This is a genomic window from Actinomycetospora sp. CA-084318 (assembly GCF_050955885.1).
Classification (GTDB): Bacteria; Actinomycetota; Actinomycetes; order Mycobacteriales; family Pseudonocardiaceae; genus Actinomycetospora.
In genome coordinates this window covers 1304784-1324115 of the sequence record NZ_CP192098.1, presented here as the reverse complement: position 1 = coordinate 1324115, position 19332 = coordinate 1304784, and the positions used below count along the sequence as shown (strand labels likewise).

Sequence of the window (19332 nt, the reverse complement as noted above, 5' to 3'; positions counted from 1 at the left end):
TGGGGCGGAGTCAGGTGGGCAGGTCACCGAGCACGCCGTGGGTGGCGGCGCGGACCGCGGCGGAGAGGCGGGCGAGCCCCTCCTCGCGCGGACGTTCGCGGCCGGCGGCGCAGTCGTCGGCCAGGTCCTCGGTGGCGATGCGCAGCGCTGCGGCGAGGGTCGCGGCCTGGACGCGGACGGCGAGCTCGTCGGGCGCGAGGCCGAGCCGCTCGGCGACGACCTCGGCGAGCACGGCCTCCGCCCGCTCGTAGACCACGAGCCAGATCGCACGCAACGCCGGCTCGTGGCGGGACATCGCGACGACCGCGAGCGTGGCCGCGCCGTCCTCGGCGGTGGCCGGGTCGGGCAGGTGGTGGTCGGCGACCAGGTGGTCCTCGAGCGGGGTGTCCGCCGGCCAGCGCCGCAGCGTGTCGACGAACGCGTCGGTGGTCAGCGAGAGCACCGGCTCGACACAGCTCTCCTTGCTGCGGAAGTAGCGCCAGAGCGTGCGGGAGGACAGCCCGACGAGCTCGGCGATCTGCTCGCCGGTGGTGTCGTGGACGCCGTGCTCGACGAACAGCCGGATGGCCGCCCGGGAGATCTCCAGACGCTGGAGCCGGCGGCGTCGGTCCGACATCGGGCGACGGCCACGCGTGGGTGCCGACATCGCCGCCCTCCTCGTGTCGCTGACCGACGTTCTGTCACTCACTGACAGAAATACCCGCGCTCCACCGGTCCGACAACGAGAGCTGCGTCTCCGCACGACTTTCTGGCGGTCCGTGCCATTATTGCCGGGTCCGCCGTGTCGAGGGAGTTCCGTGACCACCACCGCAACCGAGCCCCGCGCGAAGTCGCCGGCCTTCGTCGCCGTCCTCGCCCTCGCGGGCATCACGGTGTCGCTGCAGCAGACCCTCGTCGTCCCGCTGGTGCCGCAGTTCCCGCGTCTGTTGGGTGCCGCCCCGGCCGACACGGCCTGGATCGTCACCTCGACGCTGCTCACCGCGGCCGTCGCGGTGCCGATCGTCGGGCGCCTCGCCGACATGATCGGCAAGCGGCGCATGCTGCTGTTCTGCCTGGTCATGCTGATCGCGGGCTCGGTGGTGGCGGCGTTGTCGACCTCGCTGGTGCCGCTGATCGTCGGCCGTGCGCTGCAGGGGCTGTCGACCGGACTGATCCCGCTCGGCATCTCGTTGATGCGCGACGAGCTGCCGGCGGAGCGCCTCGGGTCGGCGGTGGCGTTGATGAGCGCGTCGCTCGGGGTGGGCGGCTCGCTCGGTCTCCCCCTCGCCGCGCTGATCGCCCAGACCACCGACTGGCACGTGCTGTTCTGGGCGGCGGGCGGGCTCGGCGTGCTCGTCCTGGTGCTCGTCCTCGCGCTCGTGCCGGAGTCCTCGCAACGGGCGGGCGGGCGCTTCGACCTCGTCGGCGCGGTCGGGCTCGCCGTCGCACTGGTGAGCCTGCTGCTCGCGGTGTCGAAGGGCTCGTCGTGGGGCTGGGGCAGCACGACGACCGTGACCCTGTTCGTCGTGGCCGTCGTCGTGCTGCTCGCGTGGGCGTTCTGGGAGCTGCGCACGCCGCAGCCGCTCGTCGACCTGCGGGTGAGCGCCCGACGCCAGGTCCTGCTGACCAACGCCGCGTCGATCGTCTTCGGGTTCGCGATGTTCGCGATGTCGCTGGTCTACCCGCAGCTGCTGCAGCTGCCCGTCGAGACCGGCTACGGCCTGGGCCAGTCGATCCTCGTCGCGGGCCTCGTCCTCGCGCCGGGCGGGCTCTGCATGATGGCGATGTCGCCCGTGTCGGCGCGGATCAGCGCCGCCTCCGGGCCGCGGACGACGCTGATGATCGGCGCCGTCGTCATCGCCGTCGGGTACGGGATCGGGGCGGCGTTCCACGCCGAGGTGTGGCAGCTGATGATCAGCTCGGTCACCATCGCCTGCGGGATCGGTCTGGCGTACGGGGCGATGCCGGCCCTGATCATGGCGGCCGTGCCGATCACCCAGACCGCGGCGGCGAACAGCCTGAACAACCTCATGCGCGCGCTCGGCACGTCGTTCGCCAGCGCGATCGCCGGGGTGCTGCTGGCGTCGCTCGTCTCGGCCTCGGGTGCGCCGACCGAGGGCGCGTTCGTGCTCGTGATGCTGCTCGGCGCCGGGGGTGCCGTGGTGGCGCTGGTGATCATGGCGTTCGTGCCGAAGCGGCCGGCGTCGGACGCGGCGGCCGTGGTTCCCGACGTCGGGTCGGAGCCGGAGCTCGAGTCGGAACGTGGGCCCGAGCCCGAGCCCGAGCCGCTGACCGCGCCGGTGGCCCGGCCGCTCGTGTCGGGTGTGGTGCGCCGCGGGAGTGCCCCGGTGGCGGGGGCGACCGTCACCGTCGTCAGCGACGCCGGCCGCCAGCTCGGCCGCGGGGTGTCGGGAGCCGACGGGCACTACGTCGTGGCCGCGGACGGTCCCGGACGGCCGCACCTGCTCGTCGTGCGGGCGGACGGGGCGTCGCACGCCGAGCATCTGGGCGGGACCGGCCCGGTCTCGCGCGACGTGCACCTGCGCGCGCCGGCCGCCGTGCCCACCCCCGCCCCCGTCGCCTGAGGAGGATCGCCGTGAGCACCACCGAGATCACCACCCGCCGGGAGGGCTTCGGCCCCGCACCGGACGTCGTCGCGGTCCGCGAGGCCGAGGGGGTCGTGCGCGTGCCGACTCCCTTCGGGCCCGCGGCCTGGCTCCTCACCCGCCACGAGGACGTCCGCCGCATGCTCGGCGACGCCGACGGGTTCGCCAACGGTTGGACCCCCGCCGACCTCGGCGAGTCCGGCCGCGACCCGCGCCAGCTCTCCGGGGACCGCGCCGGCAACCTGCTCGCGCTCGACCCGCCGGACCACACCCGCCTGCGCCGGCTGCTCACCCCCGAGTTCACGGTGCGGCGGATGCGCCGGCTGGAGCCGCGCATCGTCGAGATCGTGGACGCCCACCTCGATGCGATGGCGGCGGCGGGCGCCCCGGCCGACCTGGTGTCGACCTTCGCGCTGCCGATCCCGTCGCTCGTGATCTGCGAGCTGCTCGGGGTGCCGACCGGCGACCAGGAGGAGTTCCAGGAGCGCACCTCCCGCCAGCTCGACACGACCCTGCCCGAGGCCGAGAAGGTCGCGCTCGCGGCGGAGGCACTGGCCTACATGCAGAGCCGCGTCGCCACCGCGCGACGTGACCCGGGCGAGGACCTCCTCGGCATGCTGATCCGGGAGCACGCGGACGCGATCGCCGACGACGAGCTGGTGGGGGTCGCGAACCTGCTCCTCGTCGCCGGGCACGAGACCACCTCGAACATGCTCGCGCTCGGCACCCTCGCGCTCCTCCGCCACCCGCAGCAACTCGCCCGGGTGCGCGACGACGACGACGCGGTACCGGCGGCGGTCGAGGAGCTCCTGCGCTGGCTCGCGATCGTCAACTCCGGCTCGCCACGCCTGGCGAGGACGGACGTCGAGATCGGCGGCGCCACGATCCGGGCCGGCGACCTCGTCTCGTTCAACCTGCCCACCGCCAACCGCGACCCGGCGCTGGTCGACGACCCGGAGACCCTCGACGTCACCCGCCCGCCGACGAGCCACCTCGCCTTCGGCCACGGCATCCACCACTGCCTCGGCGCACCGCTCGCCCGGCTGGAGATGCGCGTCGCCTTCCCCGCGCTGCTGCGGCGCTTCCCGGGGCTGCGGCTCGCCGTTCCCGACGAGGAGATCCGCTTCGCCTCGCACCGCGCCATCCACGGTCTGGTGGAGCTGCCCGTCGCGTGGTGACCTGACCAGGTGGACGTCGACGAACTCCGTTCCCTGCTCGCCGCCTACCCCGGCACTCGCATGCTCGAGGCGAACGGCGACCACTTCGCCGTGTACGACCCCGACGGCACGATCCCGCCCGAGAAGCAGCGCCCCTGGGCCACGATCGTCACCTCGAACGCCTACGACGACGGGTCCGACCTCGACCGACCCGGCGTGTACCGCCTCAACCTGGGCCTGCCGAGGGACCTGGCCGCCGAGGTGGCCGATCCCGACGCGGACCTGACGACGCTCGACGTCGTCATGCCGCACCCGGACTACGGCCGCCTCGGGTTCGTCTGCGTGCTCAACCCGTCGTCGTCGTGGCTGCGGGTGCAGGAACTGATCGACGCGGCCTACGCGAAGGCCCGGTCCTGAGCGAGCGGCCCGTTCGCAGCATCTATGCGCGCGAGAGTGCCGTTCGCTCGGCCGGGGCCTGGGTGCGCGCCGCCCGGAACCCCAGCACCACGACCACCAGCACCTCCGCCAGCGACAGCACCCGCTCGATCAGCCCCAGCGGCACGGCCCGGTACCAGGGCGTCGCGAGGACCGGGTTGAGGGCGATCGCCCCGATGATCGCCCCGATGATCGGCAGGAACGAGGCGAGGGCGACCAGCGAGGACACCGTGACCCACCGCGCCCACGCCTCGCCCCGGTGCCGGCGCGCCGTGAGCAGGCCCGCCGCCGGGAGGGCGAAGAACGCGGCGAGGCTCGCGTAGCGGTGGATCGACCCCGACAGGCTCGGGCCGACCGACCAGTTCGTCTTCTCGAACACCACGACGAGCACCAGCCCGACGCACCAGACGCCGAACAGCACCACGGCCGTCGTCGGGACGAGGCCGCGCGCGACGAGGGCCGCGACCACCGCCACCGTCGCGGCGACCAGACCGAGGACGGCGACGTCGAACAGCCACCCGCCCGACCCGACCGCGTACTCGCTGATGGTGCGGCGCACCGGATCGTGCCGCGACCACGGGGCGACGAGGTGCATCAGGCCGACCACGGCGACCACCGCCAGGGCGACGACCGCCCCGGCGGTCCCGAGCAGGGAGGGTCGGAGCCGGGTCGCGGTCGTCGTCACCCCACCAGGATGACCCGGGCCCCCGTCAGTCCACCGTCAGACGGAGCACCACGCGCTCCCGGGCGGGCCCGCCACGGCGGACGGCACGCTCGGCGGCCTGCAGCAGCCGGATACCGCCGAACTCCCAGCCGTACTTGGCCCGCAGGAGGTCCTCGGCGTCGTCGACCGCACCGTCCGCGTCGTCGACGACGGCCGTGGCCTCGACGATGGGCGTCCCGGGTGCGACGCGGCCGCGACGGTCGCAGGCCCGCAGTTCGACGTGCGGGTCGTGACGCAGCCGCTTGACCTTGCCGCTCTCCGCCGCGGTGTAGACGACGAGCCCGTCGCCGTCGCGCGCGACCCAGACCGGGGTGGACACGGGGTCGCCCGAGCGCCGGAAGGTCGTCAGGGACACGAAGCGCTCGTCGCCGAGCGTCACGAGCGAGGCAGTCACGGGTCCAGGCTTACCCCCCACCACCCGCCTTGGATCGATCCAGCCGGGATCGCGTCACAGTGCAACGGCAATCACAACGACCCGTCGTCACACGAACGACACGTGCCCGGTTCCGTCCCGCCCGACCGATCGGGCACCCTCGGCGGGCATGACGATCCGGGCCAGGACGAGCGACCCCGCAGGCACCGACGGCCGACCCCGGGTGGTGATCGTCGGCAGCGGGTTCGCCGGTTACCACACCGCGAAGTCCCTGGCCCGTCGCACGCGGGGCGAGATCGAGATCGTCGTCGTCAGCCCCACCAACTACTTCCTCTACCTGCCGCTGCTGCCGGAGGTCGCGGGCGGCATCCTCGAGCCGCGCCGGATCGCGGTGGCGCTGTCCGACACGCTCCCGCCGTGCGTGCGGCACGCCCCCGGTGAGGTCGACGCCATCGACCTCGAGGCGCGCGAGATCGGGTGGCTCGACCCGGAGGGCGTCGCACACCGCACGTCCTACGACCGGCTGGTGCTCGCCGCCGGGAGCGTCCACAAGGTCATGCCGGTCCCGGGGGTCAACGAGTACGCGGTCGGCTTCCGCGGGGTCCCCGAGGCGTTCTACCTCCGCGACCACCTCGTCCGTCAGATCGACCTCGCGGCGATGAGCGACGACCCGGAGGAGGTCGCCGCCCGCTGCACCTTCGTCGTCGTCGGCGCGGGCTACACCGGCACCGAGGTGGCCGCGCAGGGCCAGTTGTTCACCCGGGCGCTGGCCCGCAGCCGCGGGCTGGACCCGGACGCGATGCGCTGGGTCCTGGTCAGCCGGGGGCGGGTGCTCGCCGGGCTCGACGAGCACCTCTCGGCCACCGCCGACGCGGTCCTGCGCCGCCGCGGGGTGGAGGTGCACACCGACACGACGATGGACGAGGCGGCCGAGGACGGCGTGCTGCTCTCGTCGGGCGAGCGCATCGCGACCCGCACGCTGCTCTGGTGCGTCGGCGTCCGGGTGGACCCGCTCATCGAGGACCTCGACATCGAGATCGACGGCGGCCGGGTGGTGGTGGAGCCGACACTGCAGGTGCCGGGCCGTCCGGAGCTCTACGCGTGCGGGGACGCGGCCGCCGTGCCCGACCCCAGCCGCCCCGGCGAGGCGACCCCGATGACCGCGCAGCACGCCGTGCGACAGGGGACGCTGGCGGGCCGCAACATCGCCGCGTCCCTCGGCTACGGCACGGTGCGCGGGTACCGGCACCGCGACCTCGGCTTCGTCGTCGACCTCGGCGGGCTGGAGGCCGCGGCCGCGCCGCTGAACGTCCCGCTCACCGGCCTGGCCGCGAAGGTCGTCGCCCGCGGCTACCACCTGGCCGCGATGCCGGGCAACCGGCTCCGAACCGCGACGGACTGGCTGATCGAGGCCGTGCAGCCCCGGCAGAGCGCCCAGCTCGGCCTCGTCCGCTCCCCCGCGATCCCGCTCGACACGGCCTCCCCCGAGGTCCCGCAGCACCACCTCGGCTTCCCGCACGCGACCCCGCGCTCGTGAGCGGTCCGCTCTCCGGAACTCGCCCGGTGCTGCCGAATACATGCACCAGGGACCATGGGTGCCGCATTGTTCACGGTGGGAACACTTCGATCGTGCGCCGTGGATCCGCAATTCCGCCCATTTCGCGTGGTCCGCGCGCCGACCTGGCGTGACCTGCGCGTGAGCAGGGTGTTCCCTCCGCGTGCGGTCCGTGAGATCCTTCCGCTGCGGACGATCAGGGCCGACCGCCCGGTTTTGCGCGCGCGGGATTTCACTCCTTGTTGTCGACCTTAGAACGGATTACGGTGGCGTCCGTAGCCGGGCAGCAACGTCTCCCCCCGACGAAATCCGGGTCACCCCCCCAGACCCGGAGGTGTGCTGCCCGGCTACCACACGTCCCGGGCCGGACCTCCTCGCACCGGAGCCCGGTCGACAGGGTCGAGCGGCCGCCGGGCGGGGTATCAGCGAGGATGGAGGGCCCGGCGCCGTCGGCGCCGCCCTCCGAGCCAGTCGCCCGACTCCCCAATCCGACGAGGTGCAGCACATGCCCCTGATGCGTCGCGTGGCCGCCCTCGGTGCCGCCGTGGCCGCGGCCCGCCAGTACGCCCGCCAGAACCCCGAGAAGGTGAACCGCTACGCCGACCAGGCGGCCGCGTTCATCGACCAGCGCACGAACGGGAAGTTCCGCCGCCAGATCGACGGCGCGCTGCGCCAGGTGCGCAAGGAGACCAGCGTCCCGGGCCGCACGGTCCCCGGGCCGAGCCAGGCCGGGCAGTACGGGCCGCAGCAGTTCCGTCACGACCCCTACCAGGGCGGGACGCAGCGCTACCCGAGCGAGCGCACCGACCGCTGAACCCGGGAGGGTCCGGGCGGGTCGGCCGGGCGCCGGTTAGCGTCGGCGACCATGCAGCCGGCCGACATCGCCCGACTCGTCAGCCCCGGGGATCCGCGGGTCTCGCCCGACGGGGCGCGGGTCGCGCTCGTCGTCAGCCGCGTCGACCTCGACGCCGACCGCTACCGCTCCGCGATCTGGCTCGCGCCGGCGGACCCGTCCGACGGCCCGCCGCGTCCGCTGACCTCCGGGGACGGCGACGCGAACCCGCGGTGGTCGCCCGACGGCACGCGGCTCGCCCTCACGCGCAGCGTCGAGGGCAAGCACCGCCTGGTGGTGCTGCCGGTCGACGGTCCCGGCGAGCCGGTGACCCTCGTCGAGCGCGACGCACCGATCGGGGAGCCCGTCTGGTCCCCCGACGGCACCGCGATCGCCTTCACCTCGCGCGAGCCCCGGCCGGACGCGCCGCCGTTCACCGTCGTCGGCACCCCGGAGCGCACGACGCTGCCGCGGCGGATCGACCGTCTGTTCCCCAAGCTCGACGGCGAGGGCTGGATCGTCGACCGGCCACGCGCACTCTTCGTCGTCCCGGCCGACACCCCCGCGCCGCCGCGTGTCCTCGCCCACCACCGCTACGACATCAGCGCCCCGGCCTGGTCACCGGACGGCCGCGAGCTCGCCGTCACGACGGTCCGCGACGAACCGGACGCCGACCTGACGATGGTCGAGGCCCTGCACCTCGTCGCCGTCGACACCGGCGAGATCCGCCCCCTCACCTCCTCGTCGTCGATCTCGGTCTCCCGCCCGTCCTGGTCCCCCGACGGCCGGACGATCGCCGTGCTGGCCGAGGACGTCGCGCTGGTGCCGTCGTTCGGTCGGGTCGCGACGGTCCCGACGACCGGCGGGGAGCCGACGGTGCTCACCGCGGGTCTGGACCGTCAGGCCGCCCCGTTCGTCGGCGGCCGGGCACCGCTGTGGCGCGGGTCGGACCTGGTGTTCGCGGTCGAGGACCACGGCACGCAGCCGTTGTACTCCGTGCCCGCGGACGGGTCGGGCACGCCGACGGAGCTGCTCGGCGGGACGCGGGCGATCGTCGGGTACGACGCCGTCGGGGACACCCTCGCGATCCTGACGACGACCCCGACCTCCCGTCCCGAACTCGCCGTCGTCCACGGGGGCCGCGAGACGACGCTCTCGTCGTTCTCCGCCGCCTTCCACCGCGACCTGCCGCTCGACGCGCCGGAGCACCTGCGGGTGCCGTCGTCGGGCGGGGGCGAGATCGACGCGTGGCTGCTCCGGCCGCGGACGCCCGCCCTCGCCGACACCGACGGTCGGCTCCCGCTGCTCGTGTCGGTGCACGGCGGGCCGATGACGCAGTACCCGACGGCCTGGTTCGACGAGTTCGCGATGTGGTCCGGCGCCGGGTACGCCGTGCTCTGGTGCAACCCGCACGGCTCGACCGGCGACACCGAGGCCGCGCTGCGCTCGATCCGGTCGCCCGAGTCCGCCGAGGTGCCCGGCACCGGCTGGGGCGGGGTCGACGTGGACGACGTCCTCGCCGCTCTCGACGCCGCCCTCGCGCACGAGGCGACGCTCGACCCGGCGCGGGTCGGGGTCCTCGGCGGCTCGTACGGCGGGTTCATGACGACGTGGCTCGTCGGCCACACCGACCGCTTCGCCGCCGCCTGCTCGGAGCGCGCCGCGAACAACCTGCTCTCGCTGGAGTGGGGCGGGTCGGACGCGGCGGGCTACTTCCGGTTCGAGCTGGGTGTCGACCATCTCGCCCGGCCGGACGTCTACCGCCGCATGTCCCCGACCTCGTCCGTCGAGCACATCCACACGCCGCTGCTGATCCTGCACGCGGACGACGACCTGCGCTGCCCGCCCGAGCAGGCCGACCAGCTCTACCTCGCGCTGCGCCTGCTGGGTCGCGAGGTGGAGTACTGGCGCTTCCCCGACGAGGGCCACGAACTCTCGCGCAGTGGCTCACCCCGACGACGCGTGCAGCGCGCCGAGATCATCCTCGACTTCTTCGCGAGGTGGCTCCGCCCTGTGAGTACTAATCCGCCCCCTGGCACGGATTAGTACTCACGCGGCGGCAGCCACCTGACCCACGGAGGCCAGCTCGGTGGCGACCGCACGCTGGATCGCCGCCGAGGTCAGCTGGGCGATGTGGCCGCCCGGCACGACGACGTTGCGGGCGTAGGGGTCGTGGCTGGAGCGCCACGGCACCGCACCGTCGGTCCGGCTGTAGATGCTGGTGAACGGGACGTCGGCGGGCCACGGGGCGCGCAGCGTGTCGCGGAAGTCCGCGCAGCAGCGACCGATCATGCAACCCAGGCCGAACAGGCCCGGCATCCCGGCGCTTCCGACGGCGGCCATGCCCCAGGCGACGGCGGCCATCTGCGGGGTCAGGCCACCCCAGCGGTCGAACGGCGTGCCGATGGTGATCAGCTGCGACACCGACTCCGGGGTCGCGGCGCCGACCGCGCGGGCGAACTGGCCGCCGCGGCTGTGCCCGACGATCCGGACGGGCTCGCCGGCCTCGTCGGCGATCGCCCGGACCCGGCGGGTCAGCGAGTCGACGGTGCGCTGCGCGCAGCCCATGCCCGAGCCGAGCGTGAACGGGTGCACGTCGTAGCCCAGCCGGGTCAGCCAGCGGGCCATCGGCTCGAGGCAGGGACCGGTCTCGCAGAGGCCGCCGAGCAGGACGACGGGACCGCGACCGGGGTGCGTGACCTGCTCGGTCGGCGCGACGGAACGGTGCCGCAGGCCGGTGACGCCGATGGCCGCCCGCCCCACCGTGGTGAGGCCGAACCCGACCATGACATCCCATCCGGGGGGACTCCACCGCATGGCACTCCTCCGATCCCCGACGATCAGTGGTGAGTTACCCGTGCGTCAGATCGCAGGAAACCAGGTCATCGCCTCGGCGACCAGACCCCGATCGCCGACGTCGTCACCGTGGGTGATCGCGTAGCAGGGCCCGACGTCGAGCCAGGCCCGCGCCCGCGTCGCGAGCTCGTCGGTGACGCCGTAGGCCGCGGCGACCTCCCGGGCCACCTCCGGCCCCGCCTGGTGCAGCGGCCAGACCAGGTCCTTCGCCGGATCGCCGGCCCGCGCGTCGCCCCAGTCGATGACGCCTGCGACTCCCCCGTCGTGGACGAGGACGTGCTCGGCCGAGAGGTCGCCGTGCACCACGACGGACGCGGGGGCGTCCCGGAGCAGTGCGAGCCGGTCGCGCAACCAGGCTCCGGTCGCGATCGGGAGGCGCGGCACAACGTCAGTCTCGAAGCGGTCGAAGTGTGCATCCCGCAGTGCCGACGTGCGCTCCGGCGGCGGCAATCCCCGGCTGGTCGCCTCGTCGAGGTCCACGGCGTGCAGGGCGGCCACGAACTCCCCCACCGCGGTGCCGAGCCCGGGTTCGTCGTCGGCCGGCCTTCCGGCGATCAGCCGGTGCCGCACCGTCAGCGGATGCTCCTTCCCGACGACGGGGCGGGGCACCTCGAGCGGGAGCTGCGGGGCGAGCCACGGCAGCAGCGTCGTCTCCGTGCGCAGCCACGGCTCGACGTCGGGCCGCTTCGCGGTGCGCTCCACCCACGTGCCGTCGACGAGCCAGGCGTCGCTGTCCCATCCGGAGCCGAGGTACTGGCGGGTAGTCACGTCCGCTACTGTCGCGCGGTCCCTCACCCTGTGACGAGCGTCGCGGAGAGCAATCCGATGAGCACGCAGGACACCGAGGCCGACGAGCAGGACGTCCAGGAACGCCTGGAGTCCTCCACGGCCGGACGGGCCGCGATCAGCGTCCTGATCGTCGTGCTGCTCGGGATCGCGGCGATCGTCAACATGCCGGAGTCGATCACCAAGAACGCGCTGGCGCCGGTGGTGGGTCGGGCGGCCAACCTGATCGGGCTTGACCAGGGCTGGGCCGTCTACGCGCCGACACCGCGAGGGCTGTCCACCTACCTCGAGGCCAGGGTGCTCGACCGGGACGGGACCACGACCTCGGTGCCCATCCCCACCACCACCGGCGTGTCCGAGTACTGGGACTATCGCTGGCAACGTTACGGGGACACGCTGCTCAACGGGCCGGACAACAAGCCGCGGTGGGCTCCCTACGCCCGGTGGGTGGCGGACCAGCAGCGAGCGCAGGGGCGCCATCCCGTCGTCGTGTCGCTGGTCAACATCTCGGCGCAGTCGCAACCCCCAGGTTCGCCCGTACCTCGGACGGCCTGGGTCGAGCGGCAGTTCTTCTCGATCGGGGTCGGATCGTGATTCGCGCTCGCCAATTCGGGCTCATGGCATGGAGCGGCTGGGAACGTTTCTTCTTCACGCCGACCTCGACGGCTCCGCTGGCCGTCTTCCGGATCGCATTCGGGCTGACCGTCACAGCGTGGACCGCGACGCAGGTGCCGTACCTGTTCACGTTCTACGGGCCGGACGGTCTGCTCCCGGAGCCGCCGGCGATCGGTCCGTGGCAGTGGGGCCTTCTGACGACGAACAACACGGTGATCGTCCTGTCGGTGGTCTTCCTGGCCACGCTGCTGGCCGGGATCGCGCTGACGGTCGGGTCATGGCCGCGGGTCGCCGCAGTGGTCGTCCTGCTCGGGCTCATGGCCTTCGAACGCCGCAACCCCTTCGTCCTGAACTCCGGTGACGTCCTCTTACGCGTCATGGCGGTGTACCTGGTGTTCGCGCCGTCCGGGGAGTCACTGTCATGGGACCGGTGGCGGCGTGACCGCGAGCACTTCTGGGAGTTCCCGCGCCGCGCGCCGTGGGCGCTCCGCATGTTGCAGATCCAGACGTCGATCATCTATCTCGCCGCCGTATGGGCGAAGTTGCAGGGTGATGTGTGGCGAGAGGGGACGGCACTCTCCTTCACCCTCCGCATGCTCGATCAGCTCCGCGCTCCGTCTCCGGACTTCGTGGCCCAGAGCGGCCTGCTGACGGAGTGGCTGACGTTCGGCACCTTGCTGCTCGAGCTCTCGATCGCAGTTCTGGTCTGGCACCGCAGGCTTCGCCCTTGGGTACTGGCTGCGGGCGTGACCTTCCACCTCGCGATCGAGGTGTTCATCATGGTCGGCTTCTTCAGCATCGGGATGTGGGTCCTCTACCTGGTCTTCCTCTCCCCGGACTGGACGGAGCGGACCGTGCTCCGACTGCGGGATCGACGGCATGCACGTCAGGTCCCGGTGACCGAGGAGGCTCCGGACACGGCCCGCGAGCCTGCTGTGTCCGAATCGTGACGGAACCGAGCGGCGGACAGGTCGTTACGTGTAACGCCACGAACGTGTACGCCGACGTCCCGGTGTATCGGGATCGGATGAATTTCTTGATCAATTCGAGGGGAAGAGGGTCGAGATGAGCCCAGGACGGCGTACGACCGTCAAGCGGATGGCCGCGGTCGCAGCCGGGATGATGCTCGTGGGCATGGTCTGGCAGGGCGTCGCGACCGCGGAGGTGCGGTCTGCCGACGAGCCTGGCACGAGCAGCTCCTCGTCCGGGTCCGGTTCCAACCCCGTGACGGACATCGTCGATGGCGTCGCGGACGCGATCGACACCAGCTCGTCCAGCAGTTCGTCCAGCAGCGGCTCGTCCAGCAGCGGCTCGTCCTCGAGCTCCTCCTCGAGCGGCAGCGGCTCCTGCACGGTGATCAGCGTCGGTGGCACCTGCATCGGGATCCCGGGATCGACGTCGTCGACGTCCACGGCTTCCACCTCGTCCACCAGCTCGACGAGCGGCGCCAACACGCAGGTCATCTACTCGCCGTACCCGGTCCCCGTCTTCGGCGATTACGGGAAGCGCTACTACGGCCGGTACTACGACCACGGCTGCGGCTGTGACCGCTACGCGGCGCCGACCTACGTCGCCCCGACCTACGTCGCCGCGACCCAGGTCTCGTCCGTGCCCAACGGTGGCGTCGACACCGGGGACGGCTCCTTCCAGTGAGTGCCGAGACCGAGACCGAGACCCCGCCGACCCGGGAGCCGTCCAAGATCGACGGCGTCACAGGGAAGATCGGGATCGGCCTGGTCGTGATCGTGGCGCTCATCGGTCTGGTGGTCGCCGGCACGTCGGGGTCGAAGTCGTCCGGGTCGTCGGGTGATTCGGGAGTGCAGCTCATGGCTGCCTCCACCCCGACCTCGGTGTCCATCCCGTCGATCGGGGCGGACTCCTCGTTGATCGAGACCGGCCAGAAGCCGGACGGCGAGCTCGAGGTCCCGCCGCTCTCGAACCCGATGCAGGCGAGCTGGTACGACAAGAGCCCGTCGCCGGGCACCCTCGGCCCGGCGGTGATCCTCGGTCACGTCAACGGGGACGGGAAGGCCGGCATCTTCTACCGGCTCAAGGACGTCAAGGCGGGCGACCAGGTCCTGGTCAAGCGCCAGGACGGGCAGACCGCGGTGTTCACCGTGTCGAACATCGACACCGTGCCGAAGGCGGCCTTCCCGGCCGAGCAGGTCTACGCCGACACCCCGGACTCGCAGCTCCGGCTCATCACCTGTGGCGGCATCTTCGACCCCGCCGCCCGCAGCTACGAGGCGAACGTGATCGTGTACGCGAACCTCACCGAGGTCCGCCCGGCCTGAGCTAACCAGCACGACCGACGGCAACTGCGGCCGCCGCCCCTTCGGGCGGCGGCCGCAGTGCGTCCGGGCACGTCCAGGACGTCGGACCTGCCGCGGCGGACCGGGTCGCCACGCTGTCCATGAGCGTGGTGGACGAGCGGGCTGCGGCCTGCAACACCGCCTCGGACGGCACGACATCGCGTCGTACCCAGGTCCGCGCATCTCGCGGACCGATCCACAGCGGCACGTAGTCGCGTATGAGACGTGGGTCATCGACGATCCCCGTCGGCCCAGCGATCCCGTTGGACGCGGCCAATCGCATGAACGTCGGCCGGACGACGTCGAAGACGTGGTCACGCAGTCCGCTCATGTCGTTTGATCTCCAGAACCGCGCGATGACCGGATCAGTAAGCCCTGCGAGGTCGACGAAACTGAGTCTGCTGGCCAGAGCCATCCCGCCGGCGTCCACTCCCAGGTACGAGCCTGATCGAAGACCGAGGGCATCGGCGTCTGCGCTGCCGACGAGAGCGTTGGTGAGGGTTACACCGCAGAGAGACACGGTCGGGCGAAGGCGGAAGGACACTGCGCTCGTCACCCAGGTCACTCCGCTGACGACGAGCGCGAGAGCAAGCAGAGCGGCGACCGGACGACGGCTCCCACCGCCCAGTTGAGCGAGCACCTGCGAGACGACCAGAACCGCCGTGATCGCCGCGAGCGGCCAGATCGGTGTGGCGAAGCGCGCTTGCGCCATCCAGTCCGGTGCCAGCATGGAGTACGCGAGCAACGCGAGCCCGAAGGCGATAAGCAACGCCGAGATCGCCTTGAACCATGAAGCCGATGCCTCCGCCCTCTTCGAGATGACGACGGCCAAGGCACCTACGCCGATGGCACAGGCCGGCCAACCGATGAGTGCGACGAGTTCGACGGGGCGTCCGAGGTCCAACGCGAGACCCTGCCGCTTCGCGATCGCAGTCGTCGGGAGGAGTTCGCCGAACGTCGCGATGCGCCAGACCTCGTAGACCACCGCCGGAACGACGCCGACCCCTACGCCGAGCGCAGCCGACCGCCACCTCGCGGTCCCGGTGGCCAGCACCCAGACGGCCAGCGGATACGCGGCGAGGTAGACGGCGCCGTCCGGGCGGGTCAACGACGCCAGCGCGGCCAGACCTGCACACTGCAGCGCCACCCGCGTCGAGAGCAGGTCGCCGTCGATGGCGGCGGTGGCCAGCCGTGCGGCCAGCAGGACCGCGGCGAGCGCCAGGAGTGGGTTCTCCAGTCCACTGCCGATCCAGACGACGAACGACGGGATCGCCGCTGTGATCGTCCCCGCCACCATCGTCGTCGTCAGCGGGTTCGGTGAGACGCGCAGCGCCACGCGGTGGAACGCGAGGAACATGCCGGCGGCGCAGAGCACGGCGACGACCTTGGGGAAGGCGACGAGGTCCGGGACCCCGAACCACGCGCCGTGGTCGAGCAGACCCAGCCAGCGGGCGACGACGAAGACTGCGAGCCACGCGGGGTCCGACCAGCCCTCGGAGATCGGCGCCCCAGGCTGCAGCACGGGACCGAACCCATTCGAGATCGACCGGGCGTAGGCCATGGTGATCCCGGCATCGTCGACGATCCACCGGCCGTAGACCCAGAGATGGACGGCGACGAGGACGGTCGGCACAGCGACGGCCGTCGCGGTGTCCGTGCGACGGCCGGCGGGGACCGGTGCGGGATCGGTGGGCGGCGCCTCGGCGGTCGTCGTCACCCGGTGTGCCTACAGGCCCACGCCGACGATCGCCAGGCTGCGCCGACCACACGACCCGTGGGCGCGGTCAGCGGCTGGGTCCGCGCATCATGCAGAGCCGAGCGCACCCGTCGTCGGGAAGGGAAGATGGTCTTCGACCCGGAGAGACCACCCCGAGGAGCGCACCGATGCCCAGCACCCCGACTCCCGTCGGCGTCACCACCGAGGCGCAGGAGCAGCTGCGCACGGAGGTGCGGGAGCTGTGTGCCCGGTTCCCCGACGAGTACTGGCGCGAGCGCGACCGCAACCGCGAGTACCCCGACGCCTTCGTCGACGCGCTGACCGAGTCCGGCTACCTCGCGGTGCTGATCCCCACCGAGTACGGCGGCAGCGGGCTCGGCATCACCGAGGGCTCGATCGTGCTCGAGGAGATCAACCGCTCCGGCGGGCACTCCGCGGGCTGCCACGCCCAGATGTACACGATGGGCGCGCTGCTCAAGCACGGGTCGGAGCAGCAGAAGAAGGCCTACCTGCCGGGGATCGCGGACGGGTCGATCCGGCTGCAGGCCTTCTCGATCACCGAGCCCGAGGCTGGGTCGAACACCACCGACATCCGCACGACGGCGATCCGTGACGGCGACGACTACGTCATCTCCGGGCACAAGAACTGGACGAGTCGGCTCGAGCAGTCCGACCTCGCGCTCGTCCTCGCGCGCACGTCGCCGCGCGCCGAGGATCCGAAGGACCGCACGAAGGGCATCAGCCTCTTCCTCGTCGACCTGCGCGCGGTGCGCTCCGACGCCCCGGACACGCTGAAGGTCACCCCGGTGCGCACGATGTTCAACTACGCCACCAACGAGGTGCACTACAACGACATGCGGGTGCCCGCGAGCGCCCTCATCGGCGAGGAGGGGCAGGGGTTCCGCTACGTCATCGACGGCTGGAACGCCGAGCGCATCCTGCTCGCGGCCGAGGCGGTCGGCGACGGGTACTGGTTCATCGACCGCGCGACCTCCTATGCGAACCAGCGGGAGGTGTTCGGCCGACCCATCGGCGCCAACCAGGGCGTCCAGTTCCCCATCGCGCGCGCCTACGCGCAGGTCGGCGCGGCGGACCTCATGCGCTACCGCGCCGCCGCCCTCTTCGACGCCGGGGAGAAGTGCGGCGAGCAGGCCAACCTCGCCAAGTTCCTGGCCAGCGAGGCGAGCTGGCAGGCCGGCAACGCCTGCCTCGACACGCACGGCGGCTACGGCTTCGTCGACAGCTGGGACGTCGAGCGGAAGTTCCGGGAGACGCGGCTCTACCAGGTCGCGCCGGTGAACAACAACCTCGTGCTGGCCTACGTCGGCCAGCACGTGCTGGGCATGCCGCGCAGCTACTGAGCCCGCAGCCGCGTCAGGGCCGACCAGCCCGCCGTCGCCAGGACCGCGAGCGCGCCGAGCACCACGGCGAGCGCCACGTCCCACGACGGCGGGTCGCCCGCCTCGTGCACGGCCCCGACGAGCCACGGCCCGAGCGCGCCCAGCAGGTAGCCGCCGCCCTGCACGAACGCGGCGAGGCGGCGGTTCTCGGTCGACGTGCGCGTGGCGGCCAGCACCGCCGAGAAGATGACGGTGAAGCCGCCGCCCTGCGCCGCCCCGGCGAGCGAGCACCACAGCGGCCAGAGCGCGGGCGCGACCAGCAGACCACCCGGTAGGGCCAGGAAGGCCGCCGCAACCGGCACGAACGCGAGCCGCAGGCCCATCCGCCGCGCGACCAGCGGCGTCGCCAGGGCCCCGACCACCGCCAGGATCTGGAAGAGCGACGACGCCACACCCGCACTCGCGGCGTCGAGACCGCGGAGGTCCCGCAGGACCTCGGGGAGCCACGCGGTGAGGCCGTAGTAGGAGAACGACTGGGCGCCGAACGCGAGGAGCAGCAACCACCCGACGGGCCGCGACGTGGGTGCGCGGGCGGGCTCGGTCTCCTCCTCCGTCCGGGCCCGGGGCGCGCCGTCCCGACGACGGGTCGCGAGACTCCACACCACGGCGGCGGCCAGCGCGACCAGCAGGTACGTGCACAGCGCGAGCCGCCAGCCGACGCCGTCGGCGATCGGCACCGTGAGCGACAGCGTGAGCATCGACCCGATGTTCATCGTCGCGGTGTAGACCCCGAACACGGTGCCGGAGCGGTGCGGGAAGTCCCGGCCCACCACCACGGGCACCACGATGTTGCCGACGGTGATCCCCGCACCGATCAGCGCGGTGCCCAGCAGGGCCCCGACGACGCCGTCGGTGGAGCGCAGGACAGTGCCCGCCGACAGCACCGCGAGCCCGACGAGCATCGCCCGCTCCGGCCCGATCCGACCGACGAGCCACGACGCGGGCGGTGATGCGAGGGCGAAGGCGAGGACCGGCAGGCTCGTCAGCAGCCCGGCGACGGCGGCGGACACGCCGAGATCCGCTCGGATGGCGTCGACCACCGGGCTGACGGCGACGATCGGCCCGCGCAGGTTGAGCGCCACGAGCACGATCGCCGCCACGAGGAGCGGGGTGCCGAGGGCCACGGCGGAGCGGCTCGGGGCGGCGGTGGTCACGTGGACCCAGTCTGGATGCTTCGCTCGCGAAAGGACATCGGGTGTGAAGAAGGACGCGGGCCGGGCAGCTGCGGGGATGACCGATCGAGACGACATCCGCGTCCGCAAGGCACTGCAGGGAGCCGACTTCCCCGCGGCGCGCAACGACCTGGTCGCCTACGCGACCGACCGCGGGGAGGTCGACGAGAGGACGCTGGCGGCCTTGGCCGACCTGCCTGAGGGCACGTACGGCTCGGTCGACGAGGTCGTGGACGCGGTGCCGCACCGGCCCGGGTCGGTGGCGGATCGCTGAGCACCCTCCGGGTGCAAGCAATGCGTCACTGCTTGCGCCCAGTGCCAGGAAACCCGGCTTCGTCGGTGACGTTGTCGGGGGTCGCTGCTAGACCTCACCGCATGACGACGTGGAGCGAGGTCGAGGCGGCGGCGCCCGAGCTGGCCGCCGCGGTGCGGGCGTGCTTCGAGCGCGGCAAGCACAAGACGATGGCGACGCTGCGGGCCGACGGGTCACCGCGGATCAGCGGGATCGAGAACGAGTTCGCCGACGGCGAGCTGACGTTCGGCATGATGCCGGGCTCGGTGAAGCTGGCGGACGTGCAGCGCGACCCCCGGGTGGCGCTGCACTCGCCGTCGGTCGACCCGCCGGAGGACCCCTCGGCCTGGCCGGGCGAGGCGAAGGTGGCGGGGCGGGCGGTACCCGGGAACGGGGACGCGTTCACGCTCGACGTCTCCGAGGTGGTGCTGACCCGCATCAACGCCGCGGGCGACCGACTGGTGATCGAGTCGTGGCGCCCGGGTGGTCAGGTCCGCCGGGTGGAGCGGACCTGATCGGCC

At 72.5% G+C, this 19332-nt stretch carries 20 protein-coding genes; 12 read left to right on the top strand and 8 right to left on the bottom strand.

Annotated elements, in window-relative coordinates; all coding sequences use genetic code 11:
• Positions 1-10 precede the first annotated feature (10 nt).
• Positions 11-646: a TetR/AcrR family transcriptional regulator gene (locus ACQPYX_RS06490; protein ID WP_433802081.1), complete on the bottom strand. Its 636-nt coding sequence runs from the start codon at positions 644-646 to the stop codon at positions 11-13.
• 151 nt (positions 647-797) lie between these two features.
• Between ACQPYX_RS06490 and ACQPYX_RS06485 the strand changes: the two genes are divergently transcribed.
• The 3 genes from ACQPYX_RS06485 to ACQPYX_RS06475 are packed head-to-tail and all read left to right on the top strand — an operon-like array spanning position 798 to position 4159.
• Positions 798-2564, top strand: coding sequence for an MFS transporter (locus ACQPYX_RS06485; RefSeq protein ID WP_433802080.1), 1767 nt, complete (start codon positions 798-800; stop codon positions 2562-2564).
• 11 nt (positions 2565-2575) lie between these two features.
• Entirely contained in the window at positions 2576-3763 is a 1188-nt protein-coding gene (locus tag ACQPYX_RS06480) for a cytochrome P450 (protein WP_433802079.1), read from the top strand.
• Positions 3764-3772: 9 nt separating this feature from the next.
• Positions 3773-4159, top strand: a complete 387-nt coding sequence (locus ACQPYX_RS06475; protein ID WP_433802078.1) for a DUF6194 family protein — start codon at positions 3773-3775, stop codon at positions 4157-4159.
• Positions 4160-4181: 22 nt separating this feature from the next.
• Here ACQPYX_RS06475 and ACQPYX_RS06470 read toward each other — a convergent pair whose 3' ends face one another.
• Together ACQPYX_RS06470 and ACQPYX_RS06465 are read right to left on the bottom strand one after the other, a co-directional pair.
• Complete coding sequence (locus ACQPYX_RS06470; RefSeq protein ID WP_433802077.1) at positions 4182-4862, bottom strand: DUF998 domain-containing protein; 681 nt, start codon at positions 4860-4862, stop codon at positions 4182-4184.
• A 25-nt stretch (positions 4863-4887) separates the two neighbouring features.
• Complete coding sequence (locus ACQPYX_RS06465) at positions 4888-5295, bottom strand: PPOX class F420-dependent oxidoreductase (protein WP_433802076.1); 408 nt, start codon at positions 5293-5295, stop codon at positions 4888-4890.
• 148 nt (positions 5296-5443) lie between these two features.
• Between ACQPYX_RS06465 and ACQPYX_RS06460 the strand changes: the two genes are divergently transcribed.
• The 3 genes from ACQPYX_RS06460 to ACQPYX_RS06450 all read left to right on the top strand — a co-directional run bounded on the left by ACQPYX_RS06460 (position 5444) and on the right by ACQPYX_RS06450 (position 9707).
• Entirely contained in the window at positions 5444-6811 is a 1368-nt protein-coding gene (locus ACQPYX_RS06460) for an NAD(P)/FAD-dependent oxidoreductase (RefSeq protein ID WP_433802075.1), read from the top strand.
• Positions 6812-7334: 523 nt separating this feature from the next.
• Positions 7335-7643 carry an antitoxin gene (locus ACQPYX_RS06455; RefSeq protein WP_433802074.1) on the top strand — a complete coding sequence of 103 codons (309 nt, stop codon included), beginning with the start codon at positions 7335-7337 and terminating at the stop codon, positions 7641-7643.
• A gap of 51 nt (positions 7644-7694) precedes the next feature.
• Positions 7695-9707, top strand: a complete 2013-nt coding sequence (locus ACQPYX_RS06450; RefSeq protein WP_433802073.1) for a S9 family peptidase — start codon at positions 7695-7697, stop codon at positions 9705-9707.
• A 3-nt stretch (positions 9708-9710) separates the two neighbouring features.
• Here the strand turns inward: ACQPYX_RS06450 and ACQPYX_RS06445 are convergent, their stop codons facing one another.
• Together ACQPYX_RS06445 and ACQPYX_RS06440 are read right to left on the bottom strand one after the other, a co-directional pair.
• Positions 9711-10448, bottom strand: a complete 738-nt coding sequence (locus ACQPYX_RS06445) for an esterase/lipase family protein (RefSeq protein ID WP_433802072.1) — start codon at positions 10446-10448, stop codon at positions 9711-9713.
• 75 nt (positions 10449-10523) lie between these two features.
• The gene (locus tag ACQPYX_RS06440) at positions 10524-11285 is read right to left on the bottom strand and encodes a phosphotransferase (protein WP_433802071.1); all 762 of its coding nucleotides are present in this window, start codon (positions 11283-11285) and stop codon (positions 10524-10526) included.
• 57 nt (positions 11286-11342) lie between these two features.
• Between ACQPYX_RS06440 and ACQPYX_RS06435 the strand changes: the two genes are divergently transcribed.
• Together ACQPYX_RS06435 and ACQPYX_RS06430 are read left to right on the top strand one after the other, a co-directional pair.
• Complete coding sequence (locus tag ACQPYX_RS06435; RefSeq protein WP_433802070.1) at positions 11343-11897, top strand: hypothetical protein; 555 nt, start codon at positions 11343-11345, stop codon at positions 11895-11897.
• The gene (locus ACQPYX_RS06430; RefSeq protein ID WP_433802069.1) at positions 11894-12868 is read left to right on the top strand and encodes an HTTM domain-containing protein; all 975 of its coding nucleotides are present in this window, start codon (positions 11894-11896) and stop codon (positions 12866-12868) included. Before ACQPYX_RS06435 ends, ACQPYX_RS06430 begins: the two co-directional genes overlap by 4 nt.
• A gap of 90 nt (positions 12869-12958) precedes the next feature.
• Here ACQPYX_RS06430 and ACQPYX_RS06425 read toward each other — a convergent pair whose 3' ends face one another.
• Positions 12959-13372, bottom strand: coding sequence for a hypothetical protein (locus ACQPYX_RS06425; protein WP_433802068.1), 414 nt, complete (start codon positions 13370-13372; stop codon positions 12959-12961).
• Between the two features lie 195 nt (positions 13373-13567).
• On the opposite strand from ACQPYX_RS06425, the gene ACQPYX_RS06420 reads away from it, so the two are divergent.
• Positions 13568-14212, top strand: a complete 645-nt coding sequence (locus tag ACQPYX_RS06420) for a class F sortase (protein ID WP_433802067.1) — start codon at positions 13568-13570, stop codon at positions 14210-14212.
• 1 nt (position 14213) lies between these two features.
• Here the strand turns inward: ACQPYX_RS06420 and ACQPYX_RS06415 are convergent, their stop codons facing one another.
• Positions 14214-15947, bottom strand: coding sequence for a hypothetical protein (locus ACQPYX_RS06415; RefSeq protein ID WP_433802066.1), 1734 nt, complete (start codon positions 15945-15947; stop codon positions 14214-14216).
• Positions 15948-16114: 167 nt separating this feature from the next.
• Between ACQPYX_RS06415 and ACQPYX_RS06410 the strand changes: the two genes are divergently transcribed.
• The gene (locus ACQPYX_RS06410) at positions 16115-17308 is read left to right on the top strand and encodes an acyl-CoA dehydrogenase family protein (RefSeq protein WP_433802065.1); all 1194 of its coding nucleotides are present in this window, start codon (positions 16115-16117) and stop codon (positions 17306-17308) included.
• On the opposite strand, the gene ACQPYX_RS06405 is transcribed toward ACQPYX_RS06410, so the two are convergent.
• Positions 17302-18501, bottom strand: a complete 1200-nt coding sequence (locus tag ACQPYX_RS06405) for an MFS transporter (protein WP_433802064.1) — start codon at positions 18499-18501, stop codon at positions 17302-17304. The two genes, ACQPYX_RS06410 and ACQPYX_RS06405, sit on opposite strands and share 7 nt — an antisense overlap.
• 76 nt (positions 18502-18577) lie before the next feature.
• Here ACQPYX_RS06405 and ACQPYX_RS06400 point away from each other — a divergent pair, with 76 nt between their 5' ends.
• On the top strand, positions 18578-18793 hold the full coding sequence (locus ACQPYX_RS06400) for a DUF2795 domain-containing protein (RefSeq protein ID WP_433802063.1): 216 nt from the start codon (positions 18578-18580) through the stop codon (positions 18791-18793).
• Positions 18794-18894: 101 nt separating this feature from the next.
• Positions 18895-19326, top strand: coding sequence for a pyridoxamine 5'-phosphate oxidase family protein (locus ACQPYX_RS06395; RefSeq protein ID WP_433802062.1), 432 nt, complete (start codon positions 18895-18897; stop codon positions 19324-19326).
• Positions 19327-19332: the final 6 nt, after the last annotated feature.

Excerpts from the sequence above, each read along its gene's own strand:
- ACQPYX_RS06445 (WP_433802072.1), bottom strand. The coding sequence starts at position 10,448 with ATGGTCGGGTTCGGCCTCACCACGGTGGGGCGGGCGGCCATCGGCGTC.
- ACQPYX_RS06410 (WP_433802065.1), top strand. The coding sequence starts at position 16,115 with ATGCCCAGCACCCCGACTCCCGTCGGCGTCACCACCGAGGCGCAGGAG.
- ACQPYX_RS06450 (WP_433802073.1), top strand. The coding sequence starts at position 7,695 with ATGCAGCCGGCCGACATCGCCCGACTCGTCAGCCCCGGGGATCCGCGG.
- ACQPYX_RS06490 (WP_433802081.1), bottom strand. The coding sequence starts at position 646 with ATGTCGGCACCCACGCGTGGCCGTCGCCCGATGTCGGACCGACGCCGC.
- ACQPYX_RS06460 (WP_433802075.1), top strand. The coding sequence starts at position 5,444 with ATGACGATCCGGGCCAGGACGAGCGACCCCGCAGGCACCGACGGCCGA.
- ACQPYX_RS06400 (WP_433802063.1), top strand. The coding sequence starts at position 18,578 with ATGACCGATCGAGACGACATCCGCGTCCGCAAGGCACTGCAGGGAGCC.
- ACQPYX_RS06435 (WP_433802070.1), top strand. The coding sequence starts at position 11,343 with ATGAGCACGCAGGACACCGAGGCCGACGAGCAGGACGTCCAGGAACGC.
- ACQPYX_RS06455 (WP_433802074.1), top strand. The coding sequence starts at position 7,335 with ATGCCCCTGATGCGTCGCGTGGCCGCCCTCGGTGCCGCCGTGGCCGCG.
- ACQPYX_RS06395 (WP_433802062.1), top strand. The coding sequence starts at position 18,895 with ATGACGACGTGGAGCGAGGTCGAGGCGGCGGCGCCCGAGCTGGCCGCC.